The 24,405-nt window shown below is 66.2% G+C and carries 23 protein-coding genes; 17 read left to right on the forward strand and 6 right to left on the reverse strand.

The genetic code is table 11. The features are described from left to right. Positions 1–5 precede the first annotated feature (5 nt). Both P73_RS09985 and P73_RS24345 read left to right on the forward strand, forming a co-directional pair. A complete protein-coding gene (locus P73_RS09985; RefSeq protein WP_043869453.1) occupies positions 6–863 on the forward strand; it encodes a polysaccharide deacetylase family protein in 858 nt (285 codons plus the stop codon). 566 nt (positions 864–1,429) lie between these two features. Further along, positions 1,430–2,383: a helix-turn-helix domain-containing protein gene (locus tag P73_RS24345; protein ID WP_052453144.1), complete on the forward strand. Its 954-nt coding sequence runs from the start codon at positions 1,430–1,432 to the stop codon at positions 2,381–2,383. Here P73_RS24345 and P73_RS24940 read toward each other — a convergent pair. From P73_RS24940 to P73_RS10020, 5 genes are all read right to left on the reverse strand, one after another. Continuing rightward, positions 2,380–3,143, reverse strand: a protein-coding gene (locus P73_RS24940; protein ID WP_202966946.1) for an IS5 family transposase whose coding sequence is annotated in 2 segments (ribosomal slippage) — positions 2,380–2,813 and positions 2,813–3,143 — 765 coding nt in all. Because the reading frame shifts where the segments join, the coding sequence is not laid out codon by codon here. The two genes, P73_RS24345 and P73_RS24940, sit on opposite strands and share 4 nt — an antisense overlap. A gap of 141 nt (positions 3,144–3,284) precedes the next feature. After that, positions 3,285–3,677, reverse strand: a complete 393-nt coding sequence (locus P73_RS10005; RefSeq protein ID WP_043869454.1) for a GFA family protein — start codon at positions 3,675–3,677, stop codon at positions 3,285–3,287. Next, positions 3,674–4,123 carry an SRPBCC family protein gene (locus P73_RS10010; RefSeq protein WP_043869455.1) on the reverse strand — a complete coding sequence of 150 codons (450 nt, stop codon included), beginning with the start codon at positions 4,121–4,123 and terminating at the stop codon, positions 3,674–3,676. The genes P73_RS10005 and P73_RS10010 overlap by 4 nt, the downstream gene beginning before the upstream one ends. Beyond that, positions 4,116–4,442 carry an ArsR/SmtB family transcription factor gene (locus tag P73_RS10015; RefSeq protein WP_043871564.1) on the reverse strand — a complete coding sequence of 109 codons (327 nt, stop codon included), beginning with the start codon at positions 4,440–4,442 and terminating at the stop codon, positions 4,116–4,118. The genes P73_RS10010 and P73_RS10015 overlap by 8 nt, the downstream gene beginning before the upstream one ends. Before the next feature lie 239 nt (positions 4,443–4,681). Next, positions 4,682–5,476, reverse strand: coding sequence for an IclR family transcriptional regulator (locus P73_RS10020; protein WP_043869456.1), 795 nt, complete (start codon positions 5,474–5,476; stop codon positions 4,682–4,684). 131 nt (positions 5,477–5,607) lie between these two features. On the opposite strand from P73_RS10020, the gene P73_RS10025 reads away from it, so the two are divergent. The 9 genes from P73_RS10025 to P73_RS10065 all read left to right on the forward strand — a co-directional run bounded on the left by P73_RS10025 (position 5,608) and on the right by P73_RS10065 (position 14,591). Beyond that, on the forward strand, positions 5,608–6,591 hold the full coding sequence (locus tag P73_RS10025) for a TRAP transporter substrate-binding protein (RefSeq protein WP_043869457.1): 984 nt from the start codon (positions 5,608–5,610) through the stop codon (positions 6,589–6,591). 69 nt (positions 6,592–6,660) lie between these two features. Further along, entirely contained in the window at positions 6,661–7,149 is a 489-nt protein-coding gene (locus P73_RS10030; protein ID WP_158401928.1) for a TRAP transporter small permease, read from the forward strand. Then, positions 7,146–8,429, forward strand: coding sequence for a TRAP transporter large permease (locus P73_RS10035; RefSeq protein ID WP_043869459.1), 1,284 nt, complete (start codon positions 7,146–7,148; stop codon positions 8,427–8,429). The genes P73_RS10030 and P73_RS10035 overlap by 4 nt, the downstream gene beginning before the upstream one ends. Next, a complete protein-coding gene (locus P73_RS10040) occupies positions 8,429–9,484 on the forward strand; it encodes a beta/alpha barrel domain-containing protein (RefSeq protein WP_043869460.1) in 1,056 nt (351 codons plus the stop codon). Before P73_RS10035 ends, P73_RS10040 begins: the two co-directional genes overlap by 1 nt. 17 nt (positions 9,485–9,501) lie before the next feature. After that, positions 9,502–10,407 (forward strand): DUF6282 family protein, encoded by a 906-nt coding sequence (locus P73_RS10045; protein ID WP_043869461.1) that lies wholly within the window; start codon positions 9,502–9,504, stop codon positions 10,405–10,407. After that, positions 10,404–11,171 carry an HpcH/HpaI aldolase family protein gene (locus P73_RS10050; protein WP_043869462.1) on the forward strand — a complete coding sequence of 256 codons (768 nt, stop codon included), beginning with the start codon at positions 10,404–10,406 and terminating at the stop codon, positions 11,169–11,171. Before P73_RS10045 ends, P73_RS10050 begins: the two co-directional genes overlap by 4 nt. 16 nt (positions 11,172–11,187) lie before the next feature. Beyond that, positions 11,188–11,532 (forward strand): cupin domain-containing protein, encoded by a 345-nt coding sequence (locus P73_RS10055; protein ID WP_043869463.1) that lies wholly within the window; start codon positions 11,188–11,190, stop codon positions 11,530–11,532. A gap of 44 nt (positions 11,533–11,576) precedes the next feature. Next, positions 11,577–13,004 carry an NAD-dependent succinate-semialdehyde dehydrogenase gene (locus P73_RS10060; RefSeq protein WP_043869464.1) on the forward strand — a complete coding sequence of 476 codons (1,428 nt, stop codon included), beginning with the start codon at positions 11,577–11,579 and terminating at the stop codon, positions 13,002–13,004. 6 nt (positions 13,005–13,010) lie between these two features. Then, entirely contained in the window at positions 13,011–14,591 is a 1,581-nt protein-coding gene (locus tag P73_RS10065) for a GMC family oxidoreductase (RefSeq protein WP_043869465.1), read from the forward strand. Positions 14,592–14,883: 292 nt separating this feature from the next. Here the strand turns inward: P73_RS10065 and P73_RS10070 are convergent, their stop codons facing one another. Beyond that, the gene (locus P73_RS10070; protein ID WP_074743264.1) at positions 14,884–15,819 is read right to left on the reverse strand and encodes a LysR family transcriptional regulator; all 936 of its coding nucleotides are present in this window, start codon (positions 15,817–15,819) and stop codon (positions 14,884–14,886) included. Positions 15,820–15,959: 140 nt separating this feature from the next. On the opposite strand from P73_RS10070, the gene P73_RS10075 reads away from it, so the two are divergent. The 6 genes from P73_RS10075 (at position 15,960) to P73_RS10100 (ending at position 24,403) form a co-directional block, all read left to right on the forward strand. Further along, positions 15,960–17,297, forward strand: a complete 1,338-nt coding sequence (locus P73_RS10075) for an NtaA/DmoA family FMN-dependent monooxygenase (protein WP_043869466.1) — start codon at positions 15,960–15,962, stop codon at positions 17,295–17,297. 21 nt (positions 17,298–17,318) lie between these two features. Next, positions 17,319–18,431 carry an LLM class flavin-dependent oxidoreductase gene (locus P73_RS24350; protein ID WP_082033175.1) on the forward strand — a complete coding sequence of 371 codons (1,113 nt, stop codon included), beginning with the start codon at positions 17,319–17,321 and terminating at the stop codon, positions 18,429–18,431. Between the two features lie 448 nt (positions 18,432–18,879). Then, the gene (locus P73_RS10085) at positions 18,880–19,800 is read left to right on the forward strand and encodes an ABC transporter permease (protein ID WP_043869467.1); all 921 of its coding nucleotides are present in this window, start codon (positions 18,880–18,882) and stop codon (positions 19,798–19,800) included. Next, positions 19,800–20,678, forward strand: coding sequence for an ABC transporter permease (locus tag P73_RS10090; RefSeq protein ID WP_043869468.1), 879 nt, complete (start codon positions 19,800–19,802; stop codon positions 20,676–20,678). The genes P73_RS10085 and P73_RS10090 overlap by 1 nt, the downstream gene beginning before the upstream one ends. A 421-nt stretch (positions 20,679–21,099) precedes the next feature. Continuing rightward, complete coding sequence (locus tag P73_RS10095; protein ID WP_043869469.1) at positions 21,100–22,677, forward strand: ABC transporter substrate-binding protein; 1,578 nt, start codon at positions 21,100–21,102, stop codon at positions 22,675–22,677. 184 nt (positions 22,678–22,861) lie between these two features. Continuing rightward, complete coding sequence (locus P73_RS10100; protein ID WP_158401929.1) at positions 22,862–24,403, forward strand: MFS transporter; 1,542 nt, start codon at positions 22,862–22,864, stop codon at positions 24,401–24,403. The last annotated feature ends 2 nt before the right edge of the window (positions 24,404–24,405 follow it).

Consider the following 24,405-nt stretch of genomic DNA (forward strand, 5'->3'; position numbering starts at 1 on the left):
ACACCATGGACAATACCCTTTACGACTATTCGCCGATCGTTTCGCGGCCGAAGCTCACCTGGCCCGACGGGGCCCGGCTGGCCTTCTATGTCGGGCTCAACATCGAACATTACGAGATCGACAAGCCGTCGACGAGCATCTTTCCGGGCACGGCCGCCCTCGCGCCGGACCCTCTCAACTACGGCTGGCGCGACTATGCGCTGCGGGTCGGCATCTGGCGCATCATCGAAACGCTCGACCGCCTCAAGCTGCCGGCGACGGTCCTGCTCAATTCCGATTGCTGCCGGTTCCATCCGCAGGTGATCGAGGCCGGACGCGACAGAGGATGGGCCTGGCTCGCGCACGGGAAGAACAATTCGATCTTCCAGGCGGGAATGACCGTGGACGAGGAGCGCGCCTATCTGACCGAGGTGGTCGGCACCATTGCGGAGGCGACGGGGCAGGAGGTGAAGGGCTGGCTCGGGCCCGCGCTCACGGAGACGTTCGAGACCCCGCGCCTGCTCAGGGAGCTGGGCCTGACCTATCTGCTCGACTGGTGCGCGGACGATCAGCCGTTTCCGCTGAACATTCCGGGGATGATCTCGGTTCCCTATTCGATCGAGCTGAACGACGTGACGATGTTCCTCGGAAAGAGCCTGTCGGGCGAACAGTTCTATCAGATGGTCGTGGACCAGTTCGACCAGCTCTATGCGGACGGCGAACAGACCGGGCGGGTGATGGCGCTCTGTCTCCATCCGTTCATCATCAGCCAGCCGTTCCGCCACAAGTATCTCGTGAAGGCACTGGAATACATCGCCGGGCACGAGGGCGTGTGGTTCACCACGGCGGACGACATCGCCTCCCATTACGCGGGGCTGCTGTAGGCGTGCCGGGAGGCATGGTTCCGGGATGATGCCCCAGGACGCGGCGGGCAGGCATCGTCCGCCGCGTCTTGGGCGGCGGAGAAAACGACGCATCCCGGCGGGCCGACCCTCCGGCCGGGAGTGTCTGTCCGGCGGCCGCCGGTCGTGGGCCGGAATGATCCGCCGGGCGGCATCGGCAGGCGGATCGCTCTCGCCTTTGCAGGGACACCTCCTTTTGAGCCGTAAACGATACGATCTGCCTGTTTTGCAGCCCCTCGCAGAGGTTTCCGGGACCGCCGGGCCCTGCCTCTTCCATCCTGCGTTGACGACTGCGGCGCGAGGTGTTTTGCTTTTTTCATCCGATACGAGAGGACGGCGGATCTGGCTCCCGACGGGGACGGTCACCGATCGACGGCCGTGCCGAGGCCGGAATTCGAGGCCGGGACACGGGACCGATCCGTTCCCGCCACCCTGCGCGCGGCCGCGGGCATGAGCCCCGCCGGACCCGCCGCGCGGCGTCGATGGACGGGTCCGGTCCGGGCTCTTGCAGAAGCGGCACCTGTGATATGGCATGGGGAAGTCATGGAATGAAGCGGGAAGTGCATCTCCGAAGCGCGACTGACAAGAACACCTACAGGGATCTCATCAGCTCTGTCTTTGCGTCCTATGACCTCCGGTTTTCCCCGAACCGGCAGTTTTCGGCAGAGGTCAAATGCGTCGATATCAGGGATTTCAAGTTCGCCCGCGTTCATGCCAACAACCAGCTCGGGGTCCGGCAGCACAGGCAGGTCGAGAAGGACCAGAAGGATGAACTCGTCCTGTTCACCTCTCTCTCCGGGACGATCCATCTCACACAGAACAACCGGGAGGTGACGGTCCGTCCCGGAGAACTGGGCCTCTACGACCTGGGCAGCCCGTCCATCTGGAAACACGGCGATCCGACCGCGGTTCTGAACCTCGTGCTTCCCGGCGAGGTGTTGCGACGGCGGCTGTCCGGTGTGAGCCGGACAACCTCGTTTCCCTATGTGGTCTCCTCCGGTGTGAGCCGGCTGTCTCACGGATTCTTCGTGGGCCTGTGGAACGAGGTCGAGGCGATCTCCAGTTTCGATGCCGAGCTCTGCACCGGGTATCTGGCAGATCTGCTGGCGCTTTCCATCGAACGGGGCGAGAAATCCCTCCCGCTCAACAGGCCGTCCGCCCGCAGGGCGCTGTATCATCGCAGCATCGCCTTCATCCGGTCGCATCTCGAGGATCCGGACCTCGACCCGCAGGGGATCGCCGAGGCCGTCGGGATATCGGTGCGCTATCTCCACCAGATATTCGAGGAAGCGGGGCAGAGCGTATGCGCCTGCCTGCGCGATGCGCGGCTCGAGCGGGGCCATGCCGAGCTCTCCCGGCCACGGACACTCGCCTATCCGATCAGCGAAATCGCCCGCCGCTCCGGCTTTCGCAACCCCTCGCATTTCGCAACGGCCTTCAAGCGCCGATACGGCCTGAGCCCCCGTGAGCAGCAGAACCTCGCCAATTCGCGTGAGGACTAGAGCACGTACTCAATTGATCGCAACCAGATCCTTGTTGAGGCGAGGGCGACTGCTGCGAGGAAGTTGACCGCATGCTTTTCGAAGCGTGTGGCGATGCGGCGAAACTGTTTGATTTTGCAGAAGTATCGTTCAACGAGATTGCGGCGGCGGTAGAGATCGGGCGGGACGCTGCGTTGCAGGCGGACGCGGCTCTGGGTCGGGATATGTGCTTCGCCACCCCGCGCCGCCACGCGCTTTACCAAGGCCAGGCTGTCGTATCCTCGGTCTGCGACGACGATGCCGGGGGGCAGGTCGTCCAAGAGCAACGGAGCCACCGTCTTGTCGGAGGCCTGTCCGGCCGTAATGTGCAGCCGGACCGGCAAGCCGTCCTGATCGACCACGGCGTGGATCTTGGTGCTCAGTCCGCCACGAGAACGGCCGATGGCGTGAGCCTCGCCCCCTTTTTTCCACCTGCGGCGTGCTGATGGGCGCGGACGATGGAACTGTCGATCAACTGCAGCGACTGCGGCGATCGTTGTGCCAGTTCCTCGAACACTTTCAGCCAGATACCGCGCTTGGCCCAGCGGTTGAACCGGTTGTAGACGGTCGTGTATGGGCCATATCGCTCCGGCAGATCGCGCCAAGGTGCGCCAGTCCGCAGCACGTGAAATATCCCGTTCACCACCCGCCGGTCATCAACCCGACGCTTGCCCTTGCCAGGCTTCGGAATGAGCGGCTCCACCAGTTGCCACTCCTCGTCGCTCAGATCGTACCGCGCCATGAAACCCTCCCGCTTTTGGCAGAAGTGAATCACAACACGCTACAAACGGAAATACACTTATTGAGTACGTGCCCTAGCGGCCGTGGTCCTCATCAACGGGGGTGCGGCGGTCGTCTTCGGCAAATGTGGCGACATGATCGGCTATAAATAGGAGGTCACTTCCGGCTCCCGCTCCTGGGCATCGTGCAGTCCATCCTCGAAACGCACCGGCAAGGCGGCCAGCGCCTGAGGGTCCAGATCGAGGCACGGAACGCTGATGGCGACAAATTCCATATCGTCCATCGGGACCGTGCCAAACACCTTGACGCCACAGGTTCCGCAGATGCGGTGATCCACCACCTTGGGGCCGAACCGGTAGGAATGCAGACTGTCCCCGCCACTCAGGAGCGTGAACGCATCAGAGGGCACGATCGTCTTCCAGAACCGGGACTTGCGGCAGATCGAACAGTTGCATCTGCTCGTCTCGATACGCTCCTCGAACTCTGCCTCGAAGGTGACGGCGCCACAGTGGCAGCTTCCTTTGACGGTGGTCATCGGCGTCCCTCCCCGAGGCGCGCCCCGAGGCGGTCGAGGCATTCCCGCCAGCCCGCCTCGTGGCTGGTCCGGCTTTCGTCGTCCCGGAAGGGAGACTGCCGGAAGGTGACGAGAGTCCTGTCGCCTTCCGGCGCGAATCCCACGGTAATCTCGGTGTCCGGGGCATCGTCCTCGTCCCAGCGGAAGGTGAAGGCGATCAGCCTGTTGGCCTCGATCCGGGTATACCGGCCGCTCTGCCCGTATGAGTGGCCATCCGGTCCGACGATGACGGCCCGCCATGCGCCGCCTTCGCGAAAATCGTTCTCGAATTGCGTCGCCGTGAAGTCGGCTGGCCCCCACCAGGGTTTCACATGTTCGGCGTCGGTCCAGGCCTGAAAAACCCGGTCCACCGGATGCGGGTAGCGGCGCTGGATTTCCAACCTGCCCGTATGTGTCTCGTCAACCATTGGGATCCTCTTGAAGATGCGTTGCAAGTTTCGACAGCCCGCCGTCCCAGAAGGCGCGGTAGATCTCGGCCCAGGCATGGATGTCGCGAAGCGGTTCGGTCTCCAACCGACACCACCGCGCCGGGCCGTTCGCGTTCTTTGAAACGAGGCCCGCACGCTCCAGGACCTTCAGGTGCTTTGAGACGGAGGGCATGCTCATGTCGAACGGCGCCGCCAGTTGGCTGACCGTCGCCTCACCTTCCGACAGTTGCGCGAGGATCGCGCGCCGGGTCGGGTCGGCCAATGCGGCAAAGGTCTTGCTGAGCTGATCGGTTGCCATGGCCATTTAACCGCTTGTGCAAGTCATGGTTCCATCGCCCCCCGATCAAAGGCGTCCTGTGTCGGGGATCTGCGCGCCGCAGGTCAGCACGGGGGAGGGAGGGCAGACCTCGGCAGTTGCGCGACAGGGCCTTCCGGTTGGGCAACACGTGCTGGGTTTGACGTCCGGCCCTTGCGAGGCCGGCGCCCGCCTTGTCGCGTCGCCGCGTCCGGGGACACGGTTGCGTGGCACGGGAGCGGTCACGTCTCGTCCTTGTCCCGGCGGGGGAGGTGGGGCGGGATGTCGCATCCGAAGGCCGCGGACAGTTTGCGCGACAGTCCCAGAAGGGCTGAGACGAGTTCGGCCTTGGGTGGATGTTCGATGTGCTGGACCGAACCGATGAGCCCCACGGCGGCAATGAGCCGCTGCTGATAGTTGAACACCGGCCCGGCAAGCGCATTCACGCCGAGCAGGGATTGTTCCGGCGCGCTGGCGTAGCCGTCGCGGACCACCTGCGCGATCTCGCGGCGCAGGGCCTCGCGGTCCGTCTGCGTGCTCCGGGTGATCTTGGGCATGGGCAGCAGGTCGATGGCGCGGCGCTGAAGTTCGTCGCCGAAGGCAAGGAAGATCTTGCCCTGTGCGGAGGCGTGAAGCGAAAGCTGGCTGCCGGTGCGCACCCCGATCTCGATCGAATGCGTGCTCGGAAGCGCGGTGAGCACAAAGGCGCTTTCCGGAATCGGAATGCTCAGGACGACGGCGAGGCCGAGGGCGTTGCGGGCCTCGATCATGATCGGTTCCGCGACGGTGGCGATATCGTCGAGATCCGGCGCATTCCGGCTGAGCAGCCAGGCCTTCGGGCCGAGGCGGTATCGCTGGGTGAGCGGATCCTGAACGACGAATCCGTGCTGAACGAGCGTCATGAGATGCTTGTGGGCCGCGCTCTTCGCGACGCCCGCGAACCTTGCGATCTCGGTCACACCGTAGGCCCCGCTGGAGAAGGCGATTCGCTCCAGAATATCGAGGGTTACGCTGCTTGCCTTCACCGTGTCGCTCATTCTCCGGGCCCTTTCCGTTTCCGACGTCTTCCATAAGACCGCGATAGGAGGTGGTTGACAAAACCAAAACGACCTATCACCCTTAGAGAACACTGTTCTCCAGTAGAGAACACACTCAAGGGAGGAAGTCCATGAAAGTTTTCCATGCCGCCGCGATCTTCGCGGCCGTCTCAGCATCTGCCGCGTCGGCCGATCCGGTCAGCCTTCGCCTTGGCCACGCCGTGTTCGAAGCGCATCCGAACCACGATACCGCCGCGCGCTTCAAGGAAGCGGTCGAACGCATCTCCGGCGGGGACGTCACGATCGACATCTATCCCGCCCGCCAGCTCGGCGACGTGAAGGAGCTGATGGAGGGCGTTCAGTTCGGCACGGTCGACATGACGGTGAATTCGGCGACGGCGCTGGCGACGCTCGAACCTTCGATCAACGCCTTCCAGCTTCCGGGAGTCATTCCGGACTATGCGGGCTTTGCCGAACTGGCGGTGAGCGACGAGGCGCGCGCCATCATGGACACGCTCGACAAGCACGGGATGATCGCGCTGGGGCTTTACGACGGCGGACAGCGCCATTTCCTGACCGTGGGGGAGCCGGTCGAGGAATTTGCCCAGATGAAGGGCAAGAAGACCCGCGTGCCGCCGGCAAAGCTGTTCGTGGACATCTGGCAGGCCGTGGGCGTGAACCCCACTCCGATGAACTACGGAGAGGTCTATTCGGCGCTGGAAACCAGTACGCTCGATGCGGTCGAAATAAACCTCACCTCGATCGAGAGCGAGAAGTTCTATGAGGTCGCCGGCGGCGTCACGCTCACCGGTCACTATTTCTGGCCGAGCTTCCTGCTGATCAACAAGGCCCGCTTCGACGGTCTGACGGAAGAGCAGCAGGCCGCGATCCGCGAGGCGGCGAACGAGATCGTCGAACCGCAGGTGATGGCCGTCGCCGAGCTGGACGAAACGGTGAAGGCGAACCTCGCCGACCGCGAAATTCCGGTCATCGAACCGTCCGCGAGCTTCATGGAAGACTTCAACGCTGCGGTCGCCCCGGTGATCGAAAGCTATTCGCAGGATCCGCTGATCGCCGACTTCGTCGCGGCGGCCAGCGCGTCCGGGGCGCAATAAGCGCTCTTACTCCCGTGTCATCGGCGGGCCCACGCCCGCCGGCATCCGACGCCGATGGAAGGGGTGCCCGTGAAAAAATTCTACTTGCTCTATCAGACCCTGATCGACGGGCTCGCCATCTTCGGGACGGCGGTTGTGCTCGTCGTCGGAGGGCTTCAGGTCTGGTTCCGCTACATGACGGATGCCTCTCTCATCTGGTCCGAGGAGGTCATGCGCTACGTCATGCTCTGGCTCGTCATGATCTGCGCCGGACGTGCCTATTCCGCGCGACAGTTTCTCGGAATGCGCGGCCTGGTCGAACTCCTGCCGCGCCCTGCGGTGCGCGCGATCGACCTCGCCTCGGGCGTCGTGACGATCGTCTTCCTTGGCGTGATCGCCTATTACGGCGCCGATTTCGCCTGGAGGACGCGCCTCCAGACCGCCTCGACCCTCAACGTCTCGCTGTTCTGGATCCATCTGGCAATCTGTGTCGGGCCGATCCTCCTGGCTGTGCATGTCCTCGTCGAGGAGGTGCTGGGCTTCAAACTCACGCCGCCGTCCGAGGAGACAAGTTCATGAGCTGGCTTGCGGGGTTCTTCGTCGTCACGCTTCTTGCCGGAATGCCCATCGCCTTCGTTCTCGGGGTCTCGGCGCTCGGCTATTTCTATTTCACCGACCAGACCCAGTTCCTGCTGGTGTTGCCGCAGCGCATGGTGGCCGGGATGGACCACTTCGTGCTGCTGGCCATTCCTCTGTTCGTGCTGGCGGGCAATATCATGGATGTCGGCGGGCTGACCCGCCGGCTCGTGGGGGCGGCCAATTCGGTCGTCGGCCGGTTCCGCGGCGGGCTGTCGCTCACCGCCATCTGGGGCGCGTTCCTCTTCGGCGGCGTGTCCGGCTCCGCGGCGGCGGACGCGGCCGCGCTCGGCACCGTTCTCGTGCCCGACATGAAGCGGCAGGGCTATGACGTGGATTATTCCGCGGCACTCATCGCCGTCTCGTCGCTCATGGCGCCGCTCGTTCCGCCGTCCATCGCGATGATCATCTACGGTGCCCTGTCCGGCACGTCGATATCGCAGCTTTTCATCGCGGGCATCGTGCCGGGTGTGCTGCTCGCCTGCGTCCTTTCGATCTATGCGGTCTGGACGGCGCACAGGCACGGCTATCCGCGGACCGAGGCCCTTCCGCTGCGCCGGATCCTCCGGGGGTTCGGCGAGGCCGCGCCCATTCTCCTGTTGCCGGTGATCATCGTCGGCGGCATCCGGGGCGGGATCTTCACCGCGACCGAAGCGGCCGCCATTGCCGCGATCTATGCGCTGCTCGTCTCCGGCCTCGTGTACCGCGCGCTGAACTGGACCTTCCTCAGGCAGGCGTTCGTTTCCACCGCGCTCATCACCTCCGCGATCTACGTGCTGGTCGCTGTGGCCAACATCCTCGCCTTCATCTTCGCCATCGAGCGCGTGCCGCAGATGGTCGTGGAGACCCTCACGACGATCACCGACAATCCGGTGCTGATCCTGCTGATGGTCAATCTCATCCTGCTCGTGCTCGGCATGTTCCTCGATACGATCGGTGTCCTGATCCTGACGGTGCCGGCGCTGACGGCGATCGGCCAGACGCTCGGCCTCGATCCGGTCCATCTCGGGGTCATGGTCATCTTCAATGTCCTGATCGGTTTCGTCACGCCGCCGGTAGGGCTCTGTCTGTTCATCATTTCGGCGGTGACCGGACGGCCGGTCGAGAAGGTCTCCATCAGGGCGCTTCCGATGCTCGGGCTCGCGCTGTGCGTCCTGTTGCTCATCACCTTCGTGCCTCAGGTGGTCCTCGCCGTGCCGAATCTCATCGGGGGAGCGCACTGATGGCGTCCACATCCACGAAGATCGGGTCGCTGACCCTCAAGAACCCCGTCATTGCCGCACCCGGCGAACACCTGATCCCGGAGGCGGGCATCCGGGCGGCGATCGAGGCGGGCGCCGGCGCCGTGGTCGGCAAGTCCACCAATGAATCCGACGCCGCGAAGGATCAGCTCTCGCGTGCGGAATACGTGGCGCTCGACACGCGCTGGCGGCCCGTCGACTGGGGGCCGCAGGCGCCGGAGGGGGCGATGCTCCTCTCGCGCTCCGGCCTGACGCCGCACCCTTTCGAGGACTGGCTCGAGATGTCGCTGCGGATGCGGGCGCTCGCGCGGGAGCACGACTGCCTTTATGTGCCGTCGCTCATCCTGGCGGCCGAAGAGCCTGCCTGCGCCCTGGCGCGCCGGATCGCGGCGGCGGGATTCGAGGTTCTCGAGTTCAACATCGGCACGCCCTACGCGAGCCAGGCCGCGAAGGGAGCGGTCAGCACGGTGCTCGATCCGGAACGGATCGGACGGCTCACGCGGATGATGACCGCGACCGTCGACATCCCCGTCTGGATCAAGATCACCGGGCAGAGCGAACGCGTCCCCGATCTTGCCGCGGCCGCGTTCGAGAACGGCGCGGAAAGCGTGGTGATGGCCGGGCGCGCGCTCGGCATGCTGCCCGATCTCGAGACGCAGGCCCCCGTGCTCTCGACGAGCTGCGGGTTCGGCGGGTTCTGGAACCTGCCGCTGACCTGTCACTGGCTCGCCAGCAGCCGCGCGCTTCTTGGCGACGGCCCTGCGCTCATCGGCATCAACGGCGCGACCGATGGCGAGGACGTGCTGCGGATGGTCCTCGCCGGGGCCTCCGCCGTCGGCATGTCCTCCGAGGTCATGCTGCGCGGCTTCGACGTCCTGCGCGACGCGGTGGAGCGTGTCGCATCCTACTGCGCGGCGCATGACACCGATCTGTCGGAACTCGTGGGCCGGGCGGCGGACCGGCGCAAGCGGTTCGCGGACATGCCGCAACTCGACGAAAACTGGCGCCGGTACATTCCCGGCGCGTCCAACGGCTGAACGAAGGAGGCCCAGACATGCCCGACAAAGATCCAGACTCCCGCATCGACGCCCTGATGAAGGGGGCGGTCGATCTCCACATCCACTCCGGCCCCTCCCTGCATCCGCGCAAGATCGACCATATCGAGGCGCTGAAACAGGCGGATGAGGCGGGGATGCGGGCGATCCTCCTGAAGGATCATTACTACCCCACCATGCCGATCGCGACGCTTCTCAACGACAATATGGAAAGCGAGACGGAGGTGCTGAGCGCCATCGTGATGAACCACCCGCTCGGCGGGTTCAACCCGTCGGCGGTGGACTATGCGCTCAAGCAGGGCGCGCGGATCGTCTGGATGCCGACCGCGCATGCCGAAAACCACATCATCAAGACCTCGAAGGATCTCAAGGGAAAGTTTCCCGAGAACAGCAAGAAGACCGTCGAGGCGGCGGGCCTGCGCCTGGTCGGGGACAACGGCGCGGTACGCGATGACGTCAAGCAAATCCTCGACCTGATCGCGGAGGCGGACGCCTGCGTGTCCGCCGGCCACCATCACGTCGACGAGGCCTTTCCCTTCTACGAGGAGGCCAGGGCGCGCGGCGTGACCAGACTGTTCCTCAACCACCCGACCTATGTGAACGGCGGTTCGATGGACCAGATCCGCGATCTCGTGGGCATGGGCGTGATGATGGAACATTCGATCTGCATGTTCATTCCCTCGACCTTCCAGCTTTTCGATGACGAACACCTCCGGAACGTCATCGCCGCCGCCGGTGTCGAGAACACCTTCTTCGGCTCCGATCTGGGACAGAACGGCAATCCGACGCCCGTGGAGGGGATGCGGGCGATCATCGAGCTCCTGCTCAGGCTCGGCTATCCGGACAGCGATGTCCGCGCGATGACCGCAACCAATGCCGCGCGTTTCGTGGGGCTCGCGGAATGAGCGAGCTGCGGCGGCGCATCCGGGCGGGCGAGAGGGTGATCGGCACGTTCGGCAAGATCCCCGATCCGCATGTCGTGGAGCTCCTCGGCCTTGCCGGCCTCGATTTCGTGGTCGCGGATCAGGAACACGGGGCGATCGGCACGTCCGCTCTCGATCTCATGGTGATGGCCGGCCGCGCCACGGGCCTGCCCGTCCTCGTGCGGGGGCGTGACGAGTCGGCGGCCGCACTCTGGCCGGCGCTCGATCTCGGGGCGGGCGGGGTGATGGTTCCCCACGTCACCTCCGGGGAGCAGGCCGCGGCCATCGCCGCCGCGGTCCGCTATGTCCACGGGGCGCGCGGTTTCTCCCCGTCGGGGCGGGCGGGGCGGTACGGCACGATGGGCGCCGCCGCCTACCGCAGCTTCGCGGACGAGACCAACGTCATCCTCGCCCAGATCGAGGACCGCGCGGCGGTGGACAACCTTGCCGGGATCGCCGCGCAGCCCGACATCGACGTGCTTTTCGTCGGTCCCGTCGATCTCGCCCTCTCGCTCGGGTGCGACGCCGGCTCGCCGGAGCTGACGGAGGCGATCGAGGCCGTCATCGCCGCGGCGCGGGCGGCGGGAAAACAGGCGGGGCTGTTCGTGGCCTCGGCGGACGAGGTCGAACGCTGGAGCGCCAGGGGCGTGACGGTCTTCGTCGTCGGCGCCGACCAGTCCCTGCTTCTGTCCGGCGCGAAAACTCTCATGCAACAGGCCGCAGAGCGTTCCTGCGGCGGCGAATGAACGAAAGGAGATCGTGATGATCCATCAAATCGACTGGTCGAAACTGGACTGGAAAACCATGCGTCCCGGTGTCGAGCAAAAGGCCTTTTCCGGCGACGGTGCGACCATCGCGCTGCATCGTCTTCAGCCGGATCACGAACCCAAGCCGCACAAGCACGAGAACGAGCAGATCGCCTATATCGTCTCCGGCACCGTCGACTTCCATGTCGGAGACGAGGTCGTGCGCATGGGGCCGGGCGCGATCATCAGGGTGCCGCCCAACACGATGCATCACGCGGTGGTCGTGGGCGAGGAAGAGGTGATCAATATCGACGTCTTCACGCCCGCCCGCCCCGAATATGCTCCGCTGCCCGAGGCCTGAAGCCGGCGCAGCGCCACCATCTCTCCATCTGAGGACTACTTTTCATGACGCATTCTCTCTTCATCGACGGGTCCTGGCGCGCAGGATCCGGCGGACGCACCGGCGATGTCTTCGATCCCGCGTCCGGGACCAGGATCGGCGACGTCGCCTTTGCCGAGGCCGCCGATCTCGACGATGCCCTCGCCGCGGCGCATCGCGCCTTCGCCGGATGGGCGAATACCTCCGCCTATGAGCGGGCGAAGATCCTGCGCAAGGCGGCGTCGCTCGCGCGGGAGCGCGCCGAGGACATGGCCCAGGCGATCCTGCGCGAGAACGGCAAGCCGCTTGCCGAGGCGCGCATGGAGGCCGGCGGCGCCGGCGATCACATCGACTGGTTCGCGGAGGAGGCACGCCGGACTTACGGTCGCGTGATCCCGTCCCGCCAGCCGAATGTGGAACAGAAGGTGATCCTCGAGCCGGTCGGTCCCATCGCGGCCTTCTCGCCGTGGAATTTCCCGGTCGGGCAGTTGGTGCGCAAGATCGCCGGGGCCCTCGCCGCCGGCTGCACGATCATCGCCAAGGCGCCGGAGGAAACGCCGACCTCCGCGATGCTGCTCGTCGGATGTTTCGAGGACGCCGGCGTGCCGGCAGGCGTGGTGAATCTCGTCTTCGGGGTGCCGTCCGAGATTTCCGCCCATCTCATCCCTTCGCCCATCATCCGCAAGATCTCCTTCACCGGGTCGGTGCAGGTCGGGTCCCTGCTGGGCGAGATGGCGGGAAAGCATATCAAGCGCGCCACGATGGAACTCGGCGGCCATGCCCCGTTCATCGTCTGCGAGGATGTCGATCTCGGGACGGTCGTTCCGCTGGCGGTCGGTCTGAAATTCCGCAACGCCGGTCAGGTCTGCGCCGCGCCGACGCGCTATCTGGTCCAGGGGCCGAAATTCGAGGCGTTCCTCGACGGCTTCGTTGCCGGTGCCGAGAAGCTGAAGGTGGGGGCGGGGACCGGGGACGGCGTCGACATGGGGCCGCTCACCCATGCCCGCCGGATCGACGTCATGTCCGAACTCGTCGAGGATGCCGTCGCCAGGGGCGCGGACCTGAAGACGGGCGGCGCGCGGATCGGCAATGCGGGATGGTTCTTCGCGCCGACTGTGCTCGCCAATGTCCCGGAAGACGCGCGGATCATGAACGAGGAGCCGTTCGGCCCGATCGCTATCGTGAACCGGTTCGAGACGCTGGACGACGCCGTCGCGGAGGCAAACCGCCTGCCGTTCGGCCTTGCGGCCTTCGGGTTTTCCAAGCGCACCGACCGCACGCATGCCATGGCGACACGGATCGAGACCGGGATGATGTCGATCAATCACTTCGGCCTCGCGGCGCCGGAAACGCCCTTCGGTGGCGTGAAGGACTCCGGCTACGGAAGCGAGAGCGGCGCGGAAGGCATCATGGCCTATCTCACGCCGAAGCTCGTGTCGCAACTCAATGGATGAGCCGAGATGAGCGATTGCGACTATATCGTCATAGGCTCCGGATCGGGGGGCGCGGTCGTGGCGCGCCGCCTGATCGACGCGGGCAGATCGGTGATCCTGATCGAGGCGGGGCCGAGCGACCGCACGCCCTTCATCCATATCCCCGGCGCCTTCGTGCGGGTGATCGGAACGCACCGGACCTGGGCCTATGCGACCGAGCCCGAGCCCGGCGCGAACGGCCGCGTCATGCATGTGCCCCAGGGCCGCACCCTCGGGGGCAGCTCGTCGGTCAATGCGATGATCTACATCCGCGGCGACGCGGAGGATTACGACGGCTGGGCCCGGCAGGGTGCCGTCGGATGGGGTTATGACGACGTCCTGCCATATTTCAGGAAGGCGGAGAACAACGCCCGTTTCGCAGATGAATTCCACGGTTCGGACGGGCCGCTCAGGGTGTCGGACACCGCCTACGGGCATCCTCTCGCCTATGCCTTCGTCCGTGCGGCACAGCAGGCCGGCGCGCCCTATAATGCCGATTTCAACGGGGCGCGCCAGGAGGGCGTGGGCTTCTACCAGTCCACGACCTTCGACGGACGCCGCGCCTCTACCGCGGTGACCTATCTCGGGCCGGTGCGCCGGCATCGCAACCTCACGATCCACACCGAGGCCTGTGCCGAACAGCTGACGCTCGAGGGGGACCGGGTCACCGGTCTCACCTGCCGGATGAAGGACGGCACCCGCAAGAGCTTCACCGCCCGCGAGGAGGTGATCCTGTGCGCCGGAGGGATCGGCACGCCGAAGCTCCTGCAACTTTCGGGGATCGGCGATCCTGCCGATTTCTCGCCCCACGGGATCGGGACGCGGCATGTGCTGCCCGGTGTGGGCAAGGGCTTTCAGGATCATGTCAGCGCCTCGGTCTATGGCGCGACACGCGATCCCGTGAGCCTGTTCGGCGCCGATCGCGGGCTGAAGGCGATGCGGCACGGCGTGCAGTATCTTCTGTTCCGCACGGGGCTTCTGACCTCCAACGTGATCGAGTCGGGCGGCTTCATCGACACCGCCGGCGCCGGCCGGCCGGACGTGCAGATCCATGTCGTGCCTTCGCTGGTGGGGGATGCGGATCGCGAGGCGCCGGCGCGGCACGGCCTTTCGCTCAATCCCTGTTGCCTGCGACCGACCTCGCGGGGGAGCGTGCGGATTTCCTCCGGCGATCCGGAGGCCATGCCCGCAATCCAGGCGAACAACCTGACCACGCAGGAGGATATCGACACGCTTGTCCGCGGCGTCGAATTCTGTCGCAAGGTTCTCAAGGCGCCCGCGCTTGCGCAAGTCGTCTCCGAGGAGCTCGCCCCCGGTCCCGACGCGACCTCCCGCGAGGCCGTCGAGGACCATTGCCGCCAGTTCGCCAAGACGGTCTATCATCCCTCCTGCACGGCGCGGATGGGAACGGGGGAGGACGCGGTGGTGGATCCCGAACTCCGGGTCCGCGGTCTCAAGGGACTGCGCATCGCCGATGCCTCGGTCATGCCGAAGCTCGTGAGCGGCAATACCAACGCGCCCACCGTGATGATCGGCGAGCGCTGCGCGGCGTTTCTCGGCGCCGGCTGACCTCTGCTCCCGCCGGACGGGGCGGTCCCGTCCGGTGGAAACCGTGCCGCGTCACCATCCCCTGCCGCCTGTGCACGGTCGGGCAGCTCGATCGCGGACCGGCGGATCCTGCGGCGGGGCTGCTGTCAGGACATCCCGGCCTCCATCCGGTGCGCCGATCCGGGGCGACTGCCGCTCCGGGCCGGCTGGCCGGAAAATCTCCGCAATGGCCGCCACGGACGGCGACCGGGTCATCGCCCCTGGCCCGAATTCGCGCTTTCGCCGGGCCGCCGCCCGGAGATCGCGTCCGGCTTCACGCCCTCGGGAGGGGCGTGCCGCTGTGGCGATCGCCGAACAGCTCGACGAGGAAATCGAGGAACAGGCGCGTTTTCGCGGCGATGTAGCGTCCCTTTACGAAGACCGCGTAAATCCCCGTGTCGAATGTGAAATCCGTGTGGCTCGCCTCGAAGCCGGGCAGGCACTGGACGAGCTGGCCGTTGGCGATATAGGGCCGGACGGCCCATTCCGGCAACATGGTCACGCCCAGCCCGGCCAGGGTGAGATCGCGCATCGAGGTTCCGACATTGGTGTTGAAGCGGCCGATCACCGGCACGTCTATCCGCTCGCCATGCTCGTCGACGAAGGACCAGATCGAGGACTGATCGTATTGCGTGTAGATCAGGCACTGATGCTCGTGCAGATCGTCGGGTATCTCGAGCGCGGGTGCCTGCGCGAGATACTCGGGGCTTGCGACGACGACGCGCCGGGTCTCACCCAGCCGCCGCATCGCATAGTTCGAATCCGGCGGGCGGCCCATACGGATGTCTATGTCGAGATTCTGGTCGTTCAGGTTGAGGTCGGTATTCGACATGATCAGCGAGACGTTGAGCCCCGGATGCCGGCGCAGGAAGTCCGGCAGGGCGGGGACGATGAGCTGGCTGCCGACGAACATGCGCGAATGCACGCGGATCGTTCCGTGCGGCGCCTTGCCCAGCTCGCGGGTGCGGTTCTCGGCGGAGTTGACCTGCGGCAGGATCCGCTGTGCGTGCCGGTAATATTCCTGTCCGGCCTCGGTCAGCGTCAGGGACCGGCTCGAGCGGTTGAGCAGGCGCACCCCGAGCCGGTCCTCGAGCGCGTTGATATGCCGGCTGACGGAGGCCGGCGACATGTTGAGCCGCCTGCCCGCGGCGGAAAAGCTGCCTCCGCTGACGGACAGCACCAGGAGTTCCATCGAAAGCAAGGTGTTCATGGGCGGTACATCTTTGCAAAAACCGAAAATAAACCCTCCCCAAAATGCCTATAATCAAAAACATGTATCCTGTCTACGACTATGGGAAAGGGCGGTTCCAGAGGGATCGGACGCCCTTCTCAAGCGGAGGCAGTGTCCTTATGACCGACAAGTTCCATCTGGCTTGGTTCACCTGGCAGGGCGCCCGCGACTGGGAAGACCCCGGCCGCGGCGCCTATGGCGCGATGGAGTGGACCAAGCCCAAACAGTGGCAGGCGATGGCGAAAGTGCTCGAACAGCGGGCGCTGTTCGACATGATCATCTTCGCCGACGAAAACGCGATCTTCGATACCTACAAGGACTCCATCGAGATCTACCTGAAATATGCGCTCGAAGGCATGCAGCACGATCCGGTGCCGCTCATGGCGATGATGGCCATGCACACGAGGCACATCGGCTTCGTCTCGACGCTGAACACCTCGGTCTATCCGCCTTACCTGCTGGCGCGCACCATCAGCACGCTCGATCACCTGACCGGCGGCCGCATGGGCTGGAACGTCGTCACCGGTGCCAAGAAGCGCTCGGCGCAGAACCTCGGGCTGTCGCTCGATGTGGGCCATGACAACCGCTACGACATCGCCGACGAATATGTCGAGCTCTGCTGCGAGCTCTGGGAGAGCTGGGCGGAGGACGCGGTCACCATGGACGGCACGACCGGCCGCTTCGCCGATGCCGCGCGCGTGAGCATGCGCAAGTCCGGCGGACGGTATTTCGACACGGCCGGTCCGCTGACCCTGCCGCGCTCGCCCCAGGGCAGGCCGGTGATCGTCCAGGCGGGGGGATCGGACCGCGGGCGCATGTTCGCCGCGACACATGCCGAGGTGATCATCACCCATCAGAACACGCCGGCCGACATGCGCGCGTTTCGCCAGGACATTCGTGACCGCATGGCGTCCATCGGACGCGATCCGGACAGCGCCAAGGTGTTCTTCACCATCAAGCCGATCGTCGGCAAGAGCCGGGACGACGCCGCGGCGGTGCGCCAGGCCATCATAAACTCGCCCGCGATCTCGGTCGACGTCGGGCTTGCGCAATGGTCGGGCCGGATCGGCAAGGATCTTTCGCCCTTCGACATCGACGAACCGCTGCCGACCGCCGCGCCGGCCGGTGCGAAGAAGGGCTCGGTCACCGAAGGATATTCCGAGGGGCATTTCCGTCAGCACTACCGCGACGGCAAGGCGCCGCTGCTCCGGGAGATCGCGATGCAGGAGGCGATCAAGGAGACCTACACCGTCCAGGGCGATGGCAAGGCCGTCGCGGAACAGATGATCGACCTCATGAGGGAGGTCGGCGGCGACGGGCTGGCGATCCGCGGCTCGATGCTGCCGCGCAACGTGATCACCTTCGCCGACGAGGTCATGCCCGAGCTTCAGCGCCGGGGCGTGGTCCGCGAGTCCTATGTCGACGGCACGCTGCGCGACAATCTCAAAGCATTCTGATGCCCAAGCACGAGACAGACAATGGCTGAACAACGCATGTATATCGCCTGGCACGGCCGCAACGGCGCGGCGAGCGAAGGCTGGAACCATCCCGCCTGGGGGCGGGGGCGTCTCTGGAACCGGGCAGAGACCTATCAGGAAATCGCGCTGCTGCTCGAGCGCGCGCGGCTCGACATGATCGTGTTTTCCGATCGCGTCGACATCGCCGGCGACGATCCCGCCGGGGCCGTGGGCCGGATGGATACGCTCGCGGTCTGCGCCACCATCGCCGATGCAACCCAGTCCATCGGCATCGTGCCGGCGGTTTCGACGGAGCTTTACCGCCCGTTCATGGTGGCGCGGCTGATCTCGACCCTGGATCACCTGTCCTCGGGCCGGATCGGCTGGTCGGTACAGCCGATGCTCAGCGATGCCGCGGTCACGGCGGTGGGGCAGGTGCTGCCGATCCCCGAAGCCGCCGAAGACCGGATGCGCCGGGCCGCGGAATTCGTCGACATCTGCCGCAAGCTCTGGGACAGCTGGGACGAGGATGCGGTCGTCGGCGACCCCGAGACGGCGATCTTCGCGGATCCCGGAAAGGTGCACGAGATCGACCACGAGGGCGAATTCTACAGCTCGCGCGGGCCCCTCAACACGGTGCGTCCGCCGCAGGGGCAGCCGGTCACCGTGATGGCTCCCGCGGACGAGGCGGAGCGGCGGTTCGCGGCGCAGGAGGCCGATGTGGTGATCCTTCCGGGCCTTAGCGTCGAGGCGCTCGCCGCCGACTGCGCCGCCCTGCGTGCCGAGATCGCCGCCGCTGGCCGCACCGGCCGGGTGAAGATCCTGGTTTCGGTCAACCCGGTGGTGGCCGCGAGCGAAGGCGGTGCGAGGATCGCGGCCGCGCAGCTCGACGAGGCCTATGGCGCGCTGGCGCTGGGCGGGATGCGGATCATCGGAGATTCTTCCCAGGTCTGCACGGCGGTAAAGGCGCTTGTCGCCGACACAGGGGCCGACGGCATTTCGATAGATGCCGTCTGGCTCCCGTCTTACGTGATCCAGCTCATGTCCTATCTGGTGACGCCGCTCCAGCGCGAGGGCCTCTTCCCGGCGACATACGGCGCCGGACTGTTCAAGGACCAGCTCGCGTCGGCCTGACGCGTGCGAAAAAAGATCCGCGACCATTGCGGACAACAACAGGGAAACAAGTCATGTCAACCAAGTGTCTCGAAGACGGGCGCAACCGCCTGAAAAGATGCCGCACCATCCGAAACGGGCGCATGGCCGCGCGTGCGGAGCGGCCCGGCGCGGCACGAATGTCCGTTGCGCAGGGGAGGGCTTTCGCCCCTCGCGGGTGCCGCTGAAGGTGCCGCGCCCGGCTCGCCTCGGCGTGCCTGCGGGGATGTGTCCGCAGTGCCGGGCCGCTGGCCGCTTGCGCTGAATTATTAGCCCTTCCCGTCGCTGGCAGGCTCCGCACCGGGGAGCCGGGGCCGCGCGTGCTTCCTGCGCCACCGGACATGGTGTTTGGTGATGTCCACGGACCAGGCATGCCGCGCAGCGCGGCGACCGGTCCGGATTTCCAAGGGTTTCTAACGGGGACAAAGAGATGACTGATGTCGTTCAACGTCTGCTTCAGGGATGTATCAGCGTATTCATCCTGTTTACCGTGGTCTTTTTTCTGATCCGTCTCGTGCCGGGCGATCCGGCCGTTCTTCTCGCGGGGCCGACGGCATCGCAGGAGACGATCGAGCTCATCCGCACGCAATTCGGCTTCGACCGCCCGTTCGTCGAACAATACGCGCTCTTTCTCCAGAACGCGCTTCACGGCGATTTCGGCAGCTCGATCCGGACGCAGCTGCCGGTGATGCGCGAAATTCTGGAGCGTCTTCCCTATACTGCGGTGCTGGCGCTCGTCGGGATGGGGGTGGCGGTGCTTCTGGGTGTGACGGGCGGTGTCATCGCCGCCATCCGGCGCAACAGCGGCGCGGATGTGGTCCTGACCTCCACCGCCGTGCTGGCGATCTCGGTGCCGTCCTTCTGGCTGGCGCTGCTGCTGATGAATTTCTTCGCGGTCCGCCTCGGCTGGCTGCCGTCCTACGGCGCGGGGACCTGGCGGCATTTCGTGCTGCCGGCGGTGGTGATCGCCGCCGCGCAGGTGGGGCTGATCATGCGGGTGACGCGGGGCAGCGTGATCGAAGTGCTGTCGGCGGACTACATCCGCACCGCGCGGGCCAAGGGCGCGTCCTCCGCGCGGCTGATGATCCATCACGCGCTGCGCGGGGCGATCGTTCCGGTGATCACGGTGATCTGCCTCCAGATCGGCATCCTCTTCAACGGTGCGGTGGTGACCGAGACGGTGTTCAACTGGCCCGGCATCGGGCGCTTCCTGATCGATTCCGTGCTGGCACGGGACTACCCGGCGATCCAGGCGCTGGTGCTCGTCTTCGGGGTGATCTTCATCCTGATCAACCTGTTTTCGGACATGCTCAACGCAGTGATCGACCCGCGTCTGAGGAGGGCACGGTGATGGCCGATATCGCTCAGGCTCCCGCCGCCCCCTCGGGCCTTCGCCGCTGGTTCGGCGAGGCGAAATCCCTCGGTGCCGCCGGTACGATCGGGCTCGTTCTCGTGGGTCTCGTGCTCGCCGGCGTGCTGATCGGGCCGCTGGTCTGGCAGGTCGATCCGGCACAGCAGCAACTCTCCCAGGCGATGCGCGGCATGAGCGCGGCGCATCCGCTGGGCACCGACCATCTCGGGCGGGATCTGCTGGCGCGGGCGATGCATGGCGGCCGGCTCTCGCTCGTCATGGGGTTCGGGAGTGTGTTTGCCGCGATGGCGGCCGGTGTCGCCATCGGCGCGACCGCGGCGATGCGGGGCGGCTGGATCGAGGCGGTGCTGATGCGCCTCATCGACTCGCTGCTGTCGATTCCGGGCATGGTGCAGGCGGTGATCCTCGTCGCCGTCATCGGACGCGGGATCGTGCCGCTGATCGTGGCGCTGGCGATCTACAGCATGCCGATCTTCGCCCGCGTGGCGCACCAGACCGCGCGGCAGCTCATGAACAGCGAATACGTGCTGGCGGCGGTGGCCATGGGGTCGGGACGGCTGCGGCTGGCCTTCGTCCACATCGTGCCGAACTTCGCCGCGCCCATCATCACCATCGCGAGCTTTCGCGTCGGGGCGAACCTGCTGACCGGCGCCGCGCTGAACTTCTTCGGCCTGGGGGCGCAGGCGCCCTCGGTCGAATGGGGCCTGATGATCGCCGAGGGCCAGCGCTATTCCTGGCAGGCGCCGATGCTGACGCTCGTGCCGGGTCTCGCGCTGATGATCACGACGCTGGGGCTCAACCTGCTGGGAGACGGGGTGCGCCACAGGCTCGATCCGAAGACCAGAAACTCACTCTGACCGCGACACAGAAACAGAGGATCCGCCATGCCCGACGCAGACAGCATCCGACCCGCCGCAGACGCGCCCCCGGCGCCGCGCCGGGCCGTGTGCGCGACGGGCACGGCCGCGCCGGCGCGGCGGCGCACCGGGGGCGTCGGGACGGGAGGCCGGACGACCGGGGAGGACACGGATATTGGGAGGAGACCCGGACTTGGCCTGTTCCGGTCCATCGTGACCGGATGCCGGCCCCCCGGCACCGGACGACAGGCCAGGCAGTCGGCTATCCGCCGGCGCAGGCAGGATCGTCCCTTTGCCGGGACCTGCATCGGGAGGGTCGTCCGAAGACCCGCCCACGCCTTCAGAGCACGCCGCATCCGGTCGTGGCGCGCTCCAATAACCACAGACAGAACGTCTCTTCCCACTTCGACGAGGTCCAACAATGAACATGCACACTCTCAGGCCTTCCCTCGGACGGCTCCTCTCCTCTGCCGCTCTGCTCTTCGGGGTCGCGGCGGCAGCCCCCGCGCCGGCACAGGAAAACGTCCTGCGCGTCGTCGTGCCGTCGAGCATCGAGGCCAAGATCCCCTCCGGCACCGGCCCGGCCTTCAACCAGGGCTTGCTGCGCAACGTCTTCGAGACGCTGACCGTGGTCTCGCCCGACCAGAAGCTTCTGCCCGGACTGGCGACGGACTGGTCGGTGTCCGACGACAAGCTGACCTGGACGTTCCGGCTGCGCGAAGGCGTCTCCTTCACCGATGGCACGCCCTTCGACGCCGATGCCGTGGTCCGGAACATCGACTATATCATGGCGCCCGAGAACCGCATCCCCTCGCTCGACAATCTCGGGCCGCTGAGCGGGGCGCGGAAGGTCGACGACCACACCGTCGAACTGACCACCTCCGTCCCGTTCAGCGGCCTGCCGGTGCGGCTTGCGCATACGGTGGCATCCATGGTCAGCCCGGCCTCCTATGACGAATACGGCGCCGATATCCCGCGAGAGATCGCCTCGGGCACCGGCCCCTTCATGCTCGAGAGCTTCGAGTTGCCGGACCGGATCGTGATGACACGCAACCCCGACTACTGGGGCGGCGCGCCGGAGATCGACGGGATCGACTTCGACTTCATCAATGACGGGCAGACGCGCCTGGCCGGGCTGCTGAGCGGGCAGGCGGACATGAATTTCTATCTCTCGCCGATCGACCGTCCCCGCGTGGCCGGCAATCCCGATTTCGAGGTGCTGAGCGTTCCGTCCATCCGCGCCTTCGTCGCGCATCTCCCGATGGGTCTGCCGGCGATGCAGGACAGGAAGGTGCGCGAGGCGCTCAATCTCGCCATCGACCGCGAGGCGCTGGCCAATTTCATCTTCAGTGGCAGCGCCACCGCGCTCGACAGTTCGATCGGGCCGGGTCAGATCGGCTATCGCGCGGCGCATCAACTGCCCTACGATCCCGAGCGCGCGGAGGAGCTTTTTGCCGAAGCCGGCTGGAGCAAGAATTCCGACGGCATCCTCGAAAAGGATGGCGAGCGCTTCCCCACGCTCACTTATCTGGCGAGCAACGGGCGCTATCCAGGCGATGACGCGCTGGCGCAGGCGGTCAGCGGGTACCTGACCGAGGCGGGCGTGCCCACCGAACTCCGGATCGAGGAATTCGCCACCTTCATCGAGGATGCGCGCAACACCGCCCGTGATGCGGGATGGGTCACCCAGATCGCCTGGGGCTTCGCCTCGGAGGGCGCCTCGATGCTCTGCCAGGTCTATGTCGAGAGCAATCCCCTTGATTTCGGGGGCTACGACAATCCCGAGCTGGAGACGGCCTGTGCCGAGATCGACGCCACCTTCGAGACGGATGCGCGGATCAGGCTGATCGAGGAGACCGCCGCCTGGGTGATGGACGACTATCCCGCGATCTTCCTGCTGGCGCCGACCTACGAGGTGGCAACCAGCACGGCCTTCACCGGGCTCCAGCTCAGCTCCTCGGAATATCACAGCTTTGCCGGTGTCGCGCCGGCGGAGTGATCCGGGAGGCCGGGCGAACCGCCTTCCCCCATCGCGCTGCCCGGTGTCCCGCCGGACGGCGTGCCCTGCGCCCCCGAGGGGCCGCATCCGCTCCCCTGCGTGGTCCCGTCGGGCCTTCGGGCCGGAGCGGGGGCGCAGGGAACGATCACAAGCAAGCGACAGGGTTCAGACAAGAGAGATGATGATGGTTGAGACAGGACATGGACCGGCATCCGGCCGGGCCGGCGGGCGCGGGCAGGCCGATGCGCCGGGACGGCAGGCGCAGAGGACCGGCGAGGCATCCCCCGCGGTGTCGGATCCCTGGCGCGTGCTGCCGCCGATCATGCTGGCCATGGCGCTCGCCATGGCCGATCAGACGATGATCGCCTCGTCGCTGCCGCTGGTCGTGTCCTCGCTCGGCGATGCCGAGCGGGTCGGATGGGTGCTCATCGGCTTCATGATGACCTCGATGATTTCCGCGCCGGTCTATGGCGGGCTGGGCGACGTGTTCCGGCGCAAGCGCATGATGATCGTCGCGCTGACGGTCTTTGCCTGCGGCGCGGTGCTGAGCGCGCTTTCGGTCAATCTCGACATGCTGATCCTCGCCCGCATCCTGCAAGGCATCGGCGGCGGCGGCCTGATGACCTCGGCCCAGGCGCTGCTGGGGGAAACCGTCCCGGTGCAGGAGCGCGCCCGCTATCAGGGCTATCTTGGCGGGATCACGGTGAGCTGCGCGTCGCTCGGCCCGGTGCTGGGCGGCGTGATCGGAGACCTCCTGGGCTGGCGCGCGATCTTTCTCGCCAGCCTGCCGGTGGCCGCGGTGACGGTGGTGCTGGTCATGCGACTGCCCGACAGCCGCCGGTCCGGGGCCGCGACGGCCATCTCGGACTGGCGGTTCGACGGCTGGGGGCTGGCCTGGTTCGCGGGCTTCTCCGTGGCGCTGCTGGTCGCGCTCGAACAGGTCAAGCGCGCCGAGAGCACGGCGCTTGCGGGCCTTGCGGTCTGCGCCGTCGCGGCCTCGCTCTGCCTGATCGGGCTGATCCGGCGCGAGCGGCGGGCCTCGCACCCGCTGCTGCCGCTGGACCTGCTGTCGGAGGCGCCGCTGCGCTACAGCAACATGCTGGTGCTGCTGCACGGCTGCGTGATGCTCGGGCTGATCTCCTTCATGCCGCTCTACCTGCGGGTCGAGCACGGGCTCTCGGCCACGCGCAGCGGCGTCATGCTGCTGCTGCTGACCGGGGGGCTGGCGGTGGGGGCGCTGGTGGGCGGCAAGATGGTCTCCCACACCCGGCGCACGACGATCTTTCCCGCGGCGGGGCTGAGCGCCACCACCGTCATCCTGACCGTCCTCGTCTTTGCGATGGAATGGGTGACGATCCCGCAGCTCGGTCTGGCCATGTGCCTCATCGGCATGATGATGGGGTCCACCATGGGCGTGGCGCAGCTTCTGGTGCAGATCGCCTCGGGCCCGCGCGCCATCGGCGTGACCGCAGGCTTCCTGCTGTTCTCGCGCTCGCTGGGCTCGGCGCTGGGCGTGGCGCTGGCGCTCATGATCCTGTTCGTCGCGATGAAATCGCTCGATCCGGGGGCGATGGCGCTGTTCGAAGCCCGCCTGGACGGCAGCTTCGCCGCCGGGCCGGCGGATGCGGCACTCCTTAAGTCCTTTCAACTGGCGATCGGCATGCTGGCCATGATCTCCTTTTTCGGGGCGGTCGTCGCGTGGCGACATCCGATGCGGCGGTTCTGATG

The sequence above is a fragment of the Celeribacter indicus genome (assembly GCF_000819565.1).
Lineage (GTDB): Bacteria > Pseudomonadota > Alphaproteobacteria > Rhodobacterales > Rhodobacteraceae > Celeribacter > Celeribacter indicus.

Coding starts and splice junctions, on each gene's coding strand:
- P73_RS10095 (WP_043869469.1), top strand. CDS start 21,100: ATGAACATGCACACTCTCAGGCCTTCCCTCGGACGGCTCCTCTCCTCT.
- P73_RS24350 (WP_082033175.1), top strand. CDS start 17,319: ATGGCTGAACAACGCATGTATATCGCCTGGCACGGCCGCAACGGCGCG.
- P73_RS10065 (WP_043869465.1), top strand. CDS start 13,011: ATGAGCGATTGCGACTATATCGTCATAGGCTCCGGATCGGGGGGCGCG.
- P73_RS10040 (WP_043869460.1), top strand. CDS start 8,429: ATGGCGTCCACATCCACGAAGATCGGGTCGCTGACCCTCAAGAACCCC.
- P73_RS10010 (WP_043869455.1), bottom strand. CDS start 4,123: ATGGTTGACGAGACACATACGGGCAGGTTGGAAATCCAGCGCCGCTAC.
- P73_RS24345 (WP_052453144.1), top strand. CDS start 1,430: ATGAAGCGGGAAGTGCATCTCCGAAGCGCGACTGACAAGAACACCTAC.
- P73_RS10100 (WP_158401929.1), top strand. CDS start 22,862: ATGGTTGAGACAGGACATGGACCGGCATCCGGCCGGGCCGGCGGGCGC.
- P73_RS10025 (WP_043869457.1), top strand. CDS start 5,608: ATGAAAGTTTTCCATGCCGCCGCGATCTTCGCGGCCGTCTCAGCATCT.
- P73_RS10075 (WP_043869466.1), top strand. CDS start 15,960: ATGACCGACAAGTTCCATCTGGCTTGGTTCACCTGGCAGGGCGCCCGC.
- P73_RS10085 (WP_043869467.1), top strand. CDS start 18,880: ATGACTGATGTCGTTCAACGTCTGCTTCAGGGATGTATCAGCGTATTC.
- P73_RS10090 (WP_043869468.1), top strand. CDS start 19,800: ATGGCCGATATCGCTCAGGCTCCCGCCGCCCCCTCGGGCCTTCGCCGC.
- P73_RS10045 (WP_043869461.1), top strand. CDS start 9,502: ATGCCCGACAAAGATCCAGACTCCCGCATCGACGCCCTGATGAAGGGG.
- P73_RS10005 (WP_043869454.1), bottom strand. CDS start 3,677: ATGACCACCGTCAAAGGAAGCTGCCACTGTGGCGCCGTCACCTTCGAG.
- P73_RS10060 (WP_043869464.1), top strand. CDS start 11,577: ATGACGCATTCTCTCTTCATCGACGGGTCCTGGCGCGCAGGATCCGGC.
- P73_RS09985 (WP_043869453.1), top strand. CDS start 6: ATGGACAATACCCTTTACGACTATTCGCCGATCGTTTCGCGGCCGAAG.
- P73_RS10015 (WP_043871564.1), bottom strand. CDS start 4,442: ATGGCAACCGATCAGCTCAGCAAGACCTTTGCCGCATTGGCCGACCCG.
- P73_RS10055 (WP_043869463.1), top strand. CDS start 11,188: ATGATCCATCAAATCGACTGGTCGAAACTGGACTGGAAAACCATGCGT.
- P73_RS10035 (WP_043869459.1), top strand. CDS start 7,146: ATGAGCTGGCTTGCGGGGTTCTTCGTCGTCACGCTTCTTGCCGGAATG.
- P73_RS10070 (WP_074743264.1), bottom strand. CDS start 15,819: ATGAACACCTTGCTTTCGATGGAACTCCTGGTGCTGTCCGTCAGCGGA.
- P73_RS10020 (WP_043869456.1), bottom strand. CDS start 5,476: ATGAGCGACACGGTGAAGGCAAGCAGCGTAACCCTCGATATTCTGGAG.
- P73_RS10050 (WP_043869462.1), top strand. CDS start 10,404: ATGAGCGAGCTGCGGCGGCGCATCCGGGCGGGCGAGAGGGTGATCGGC.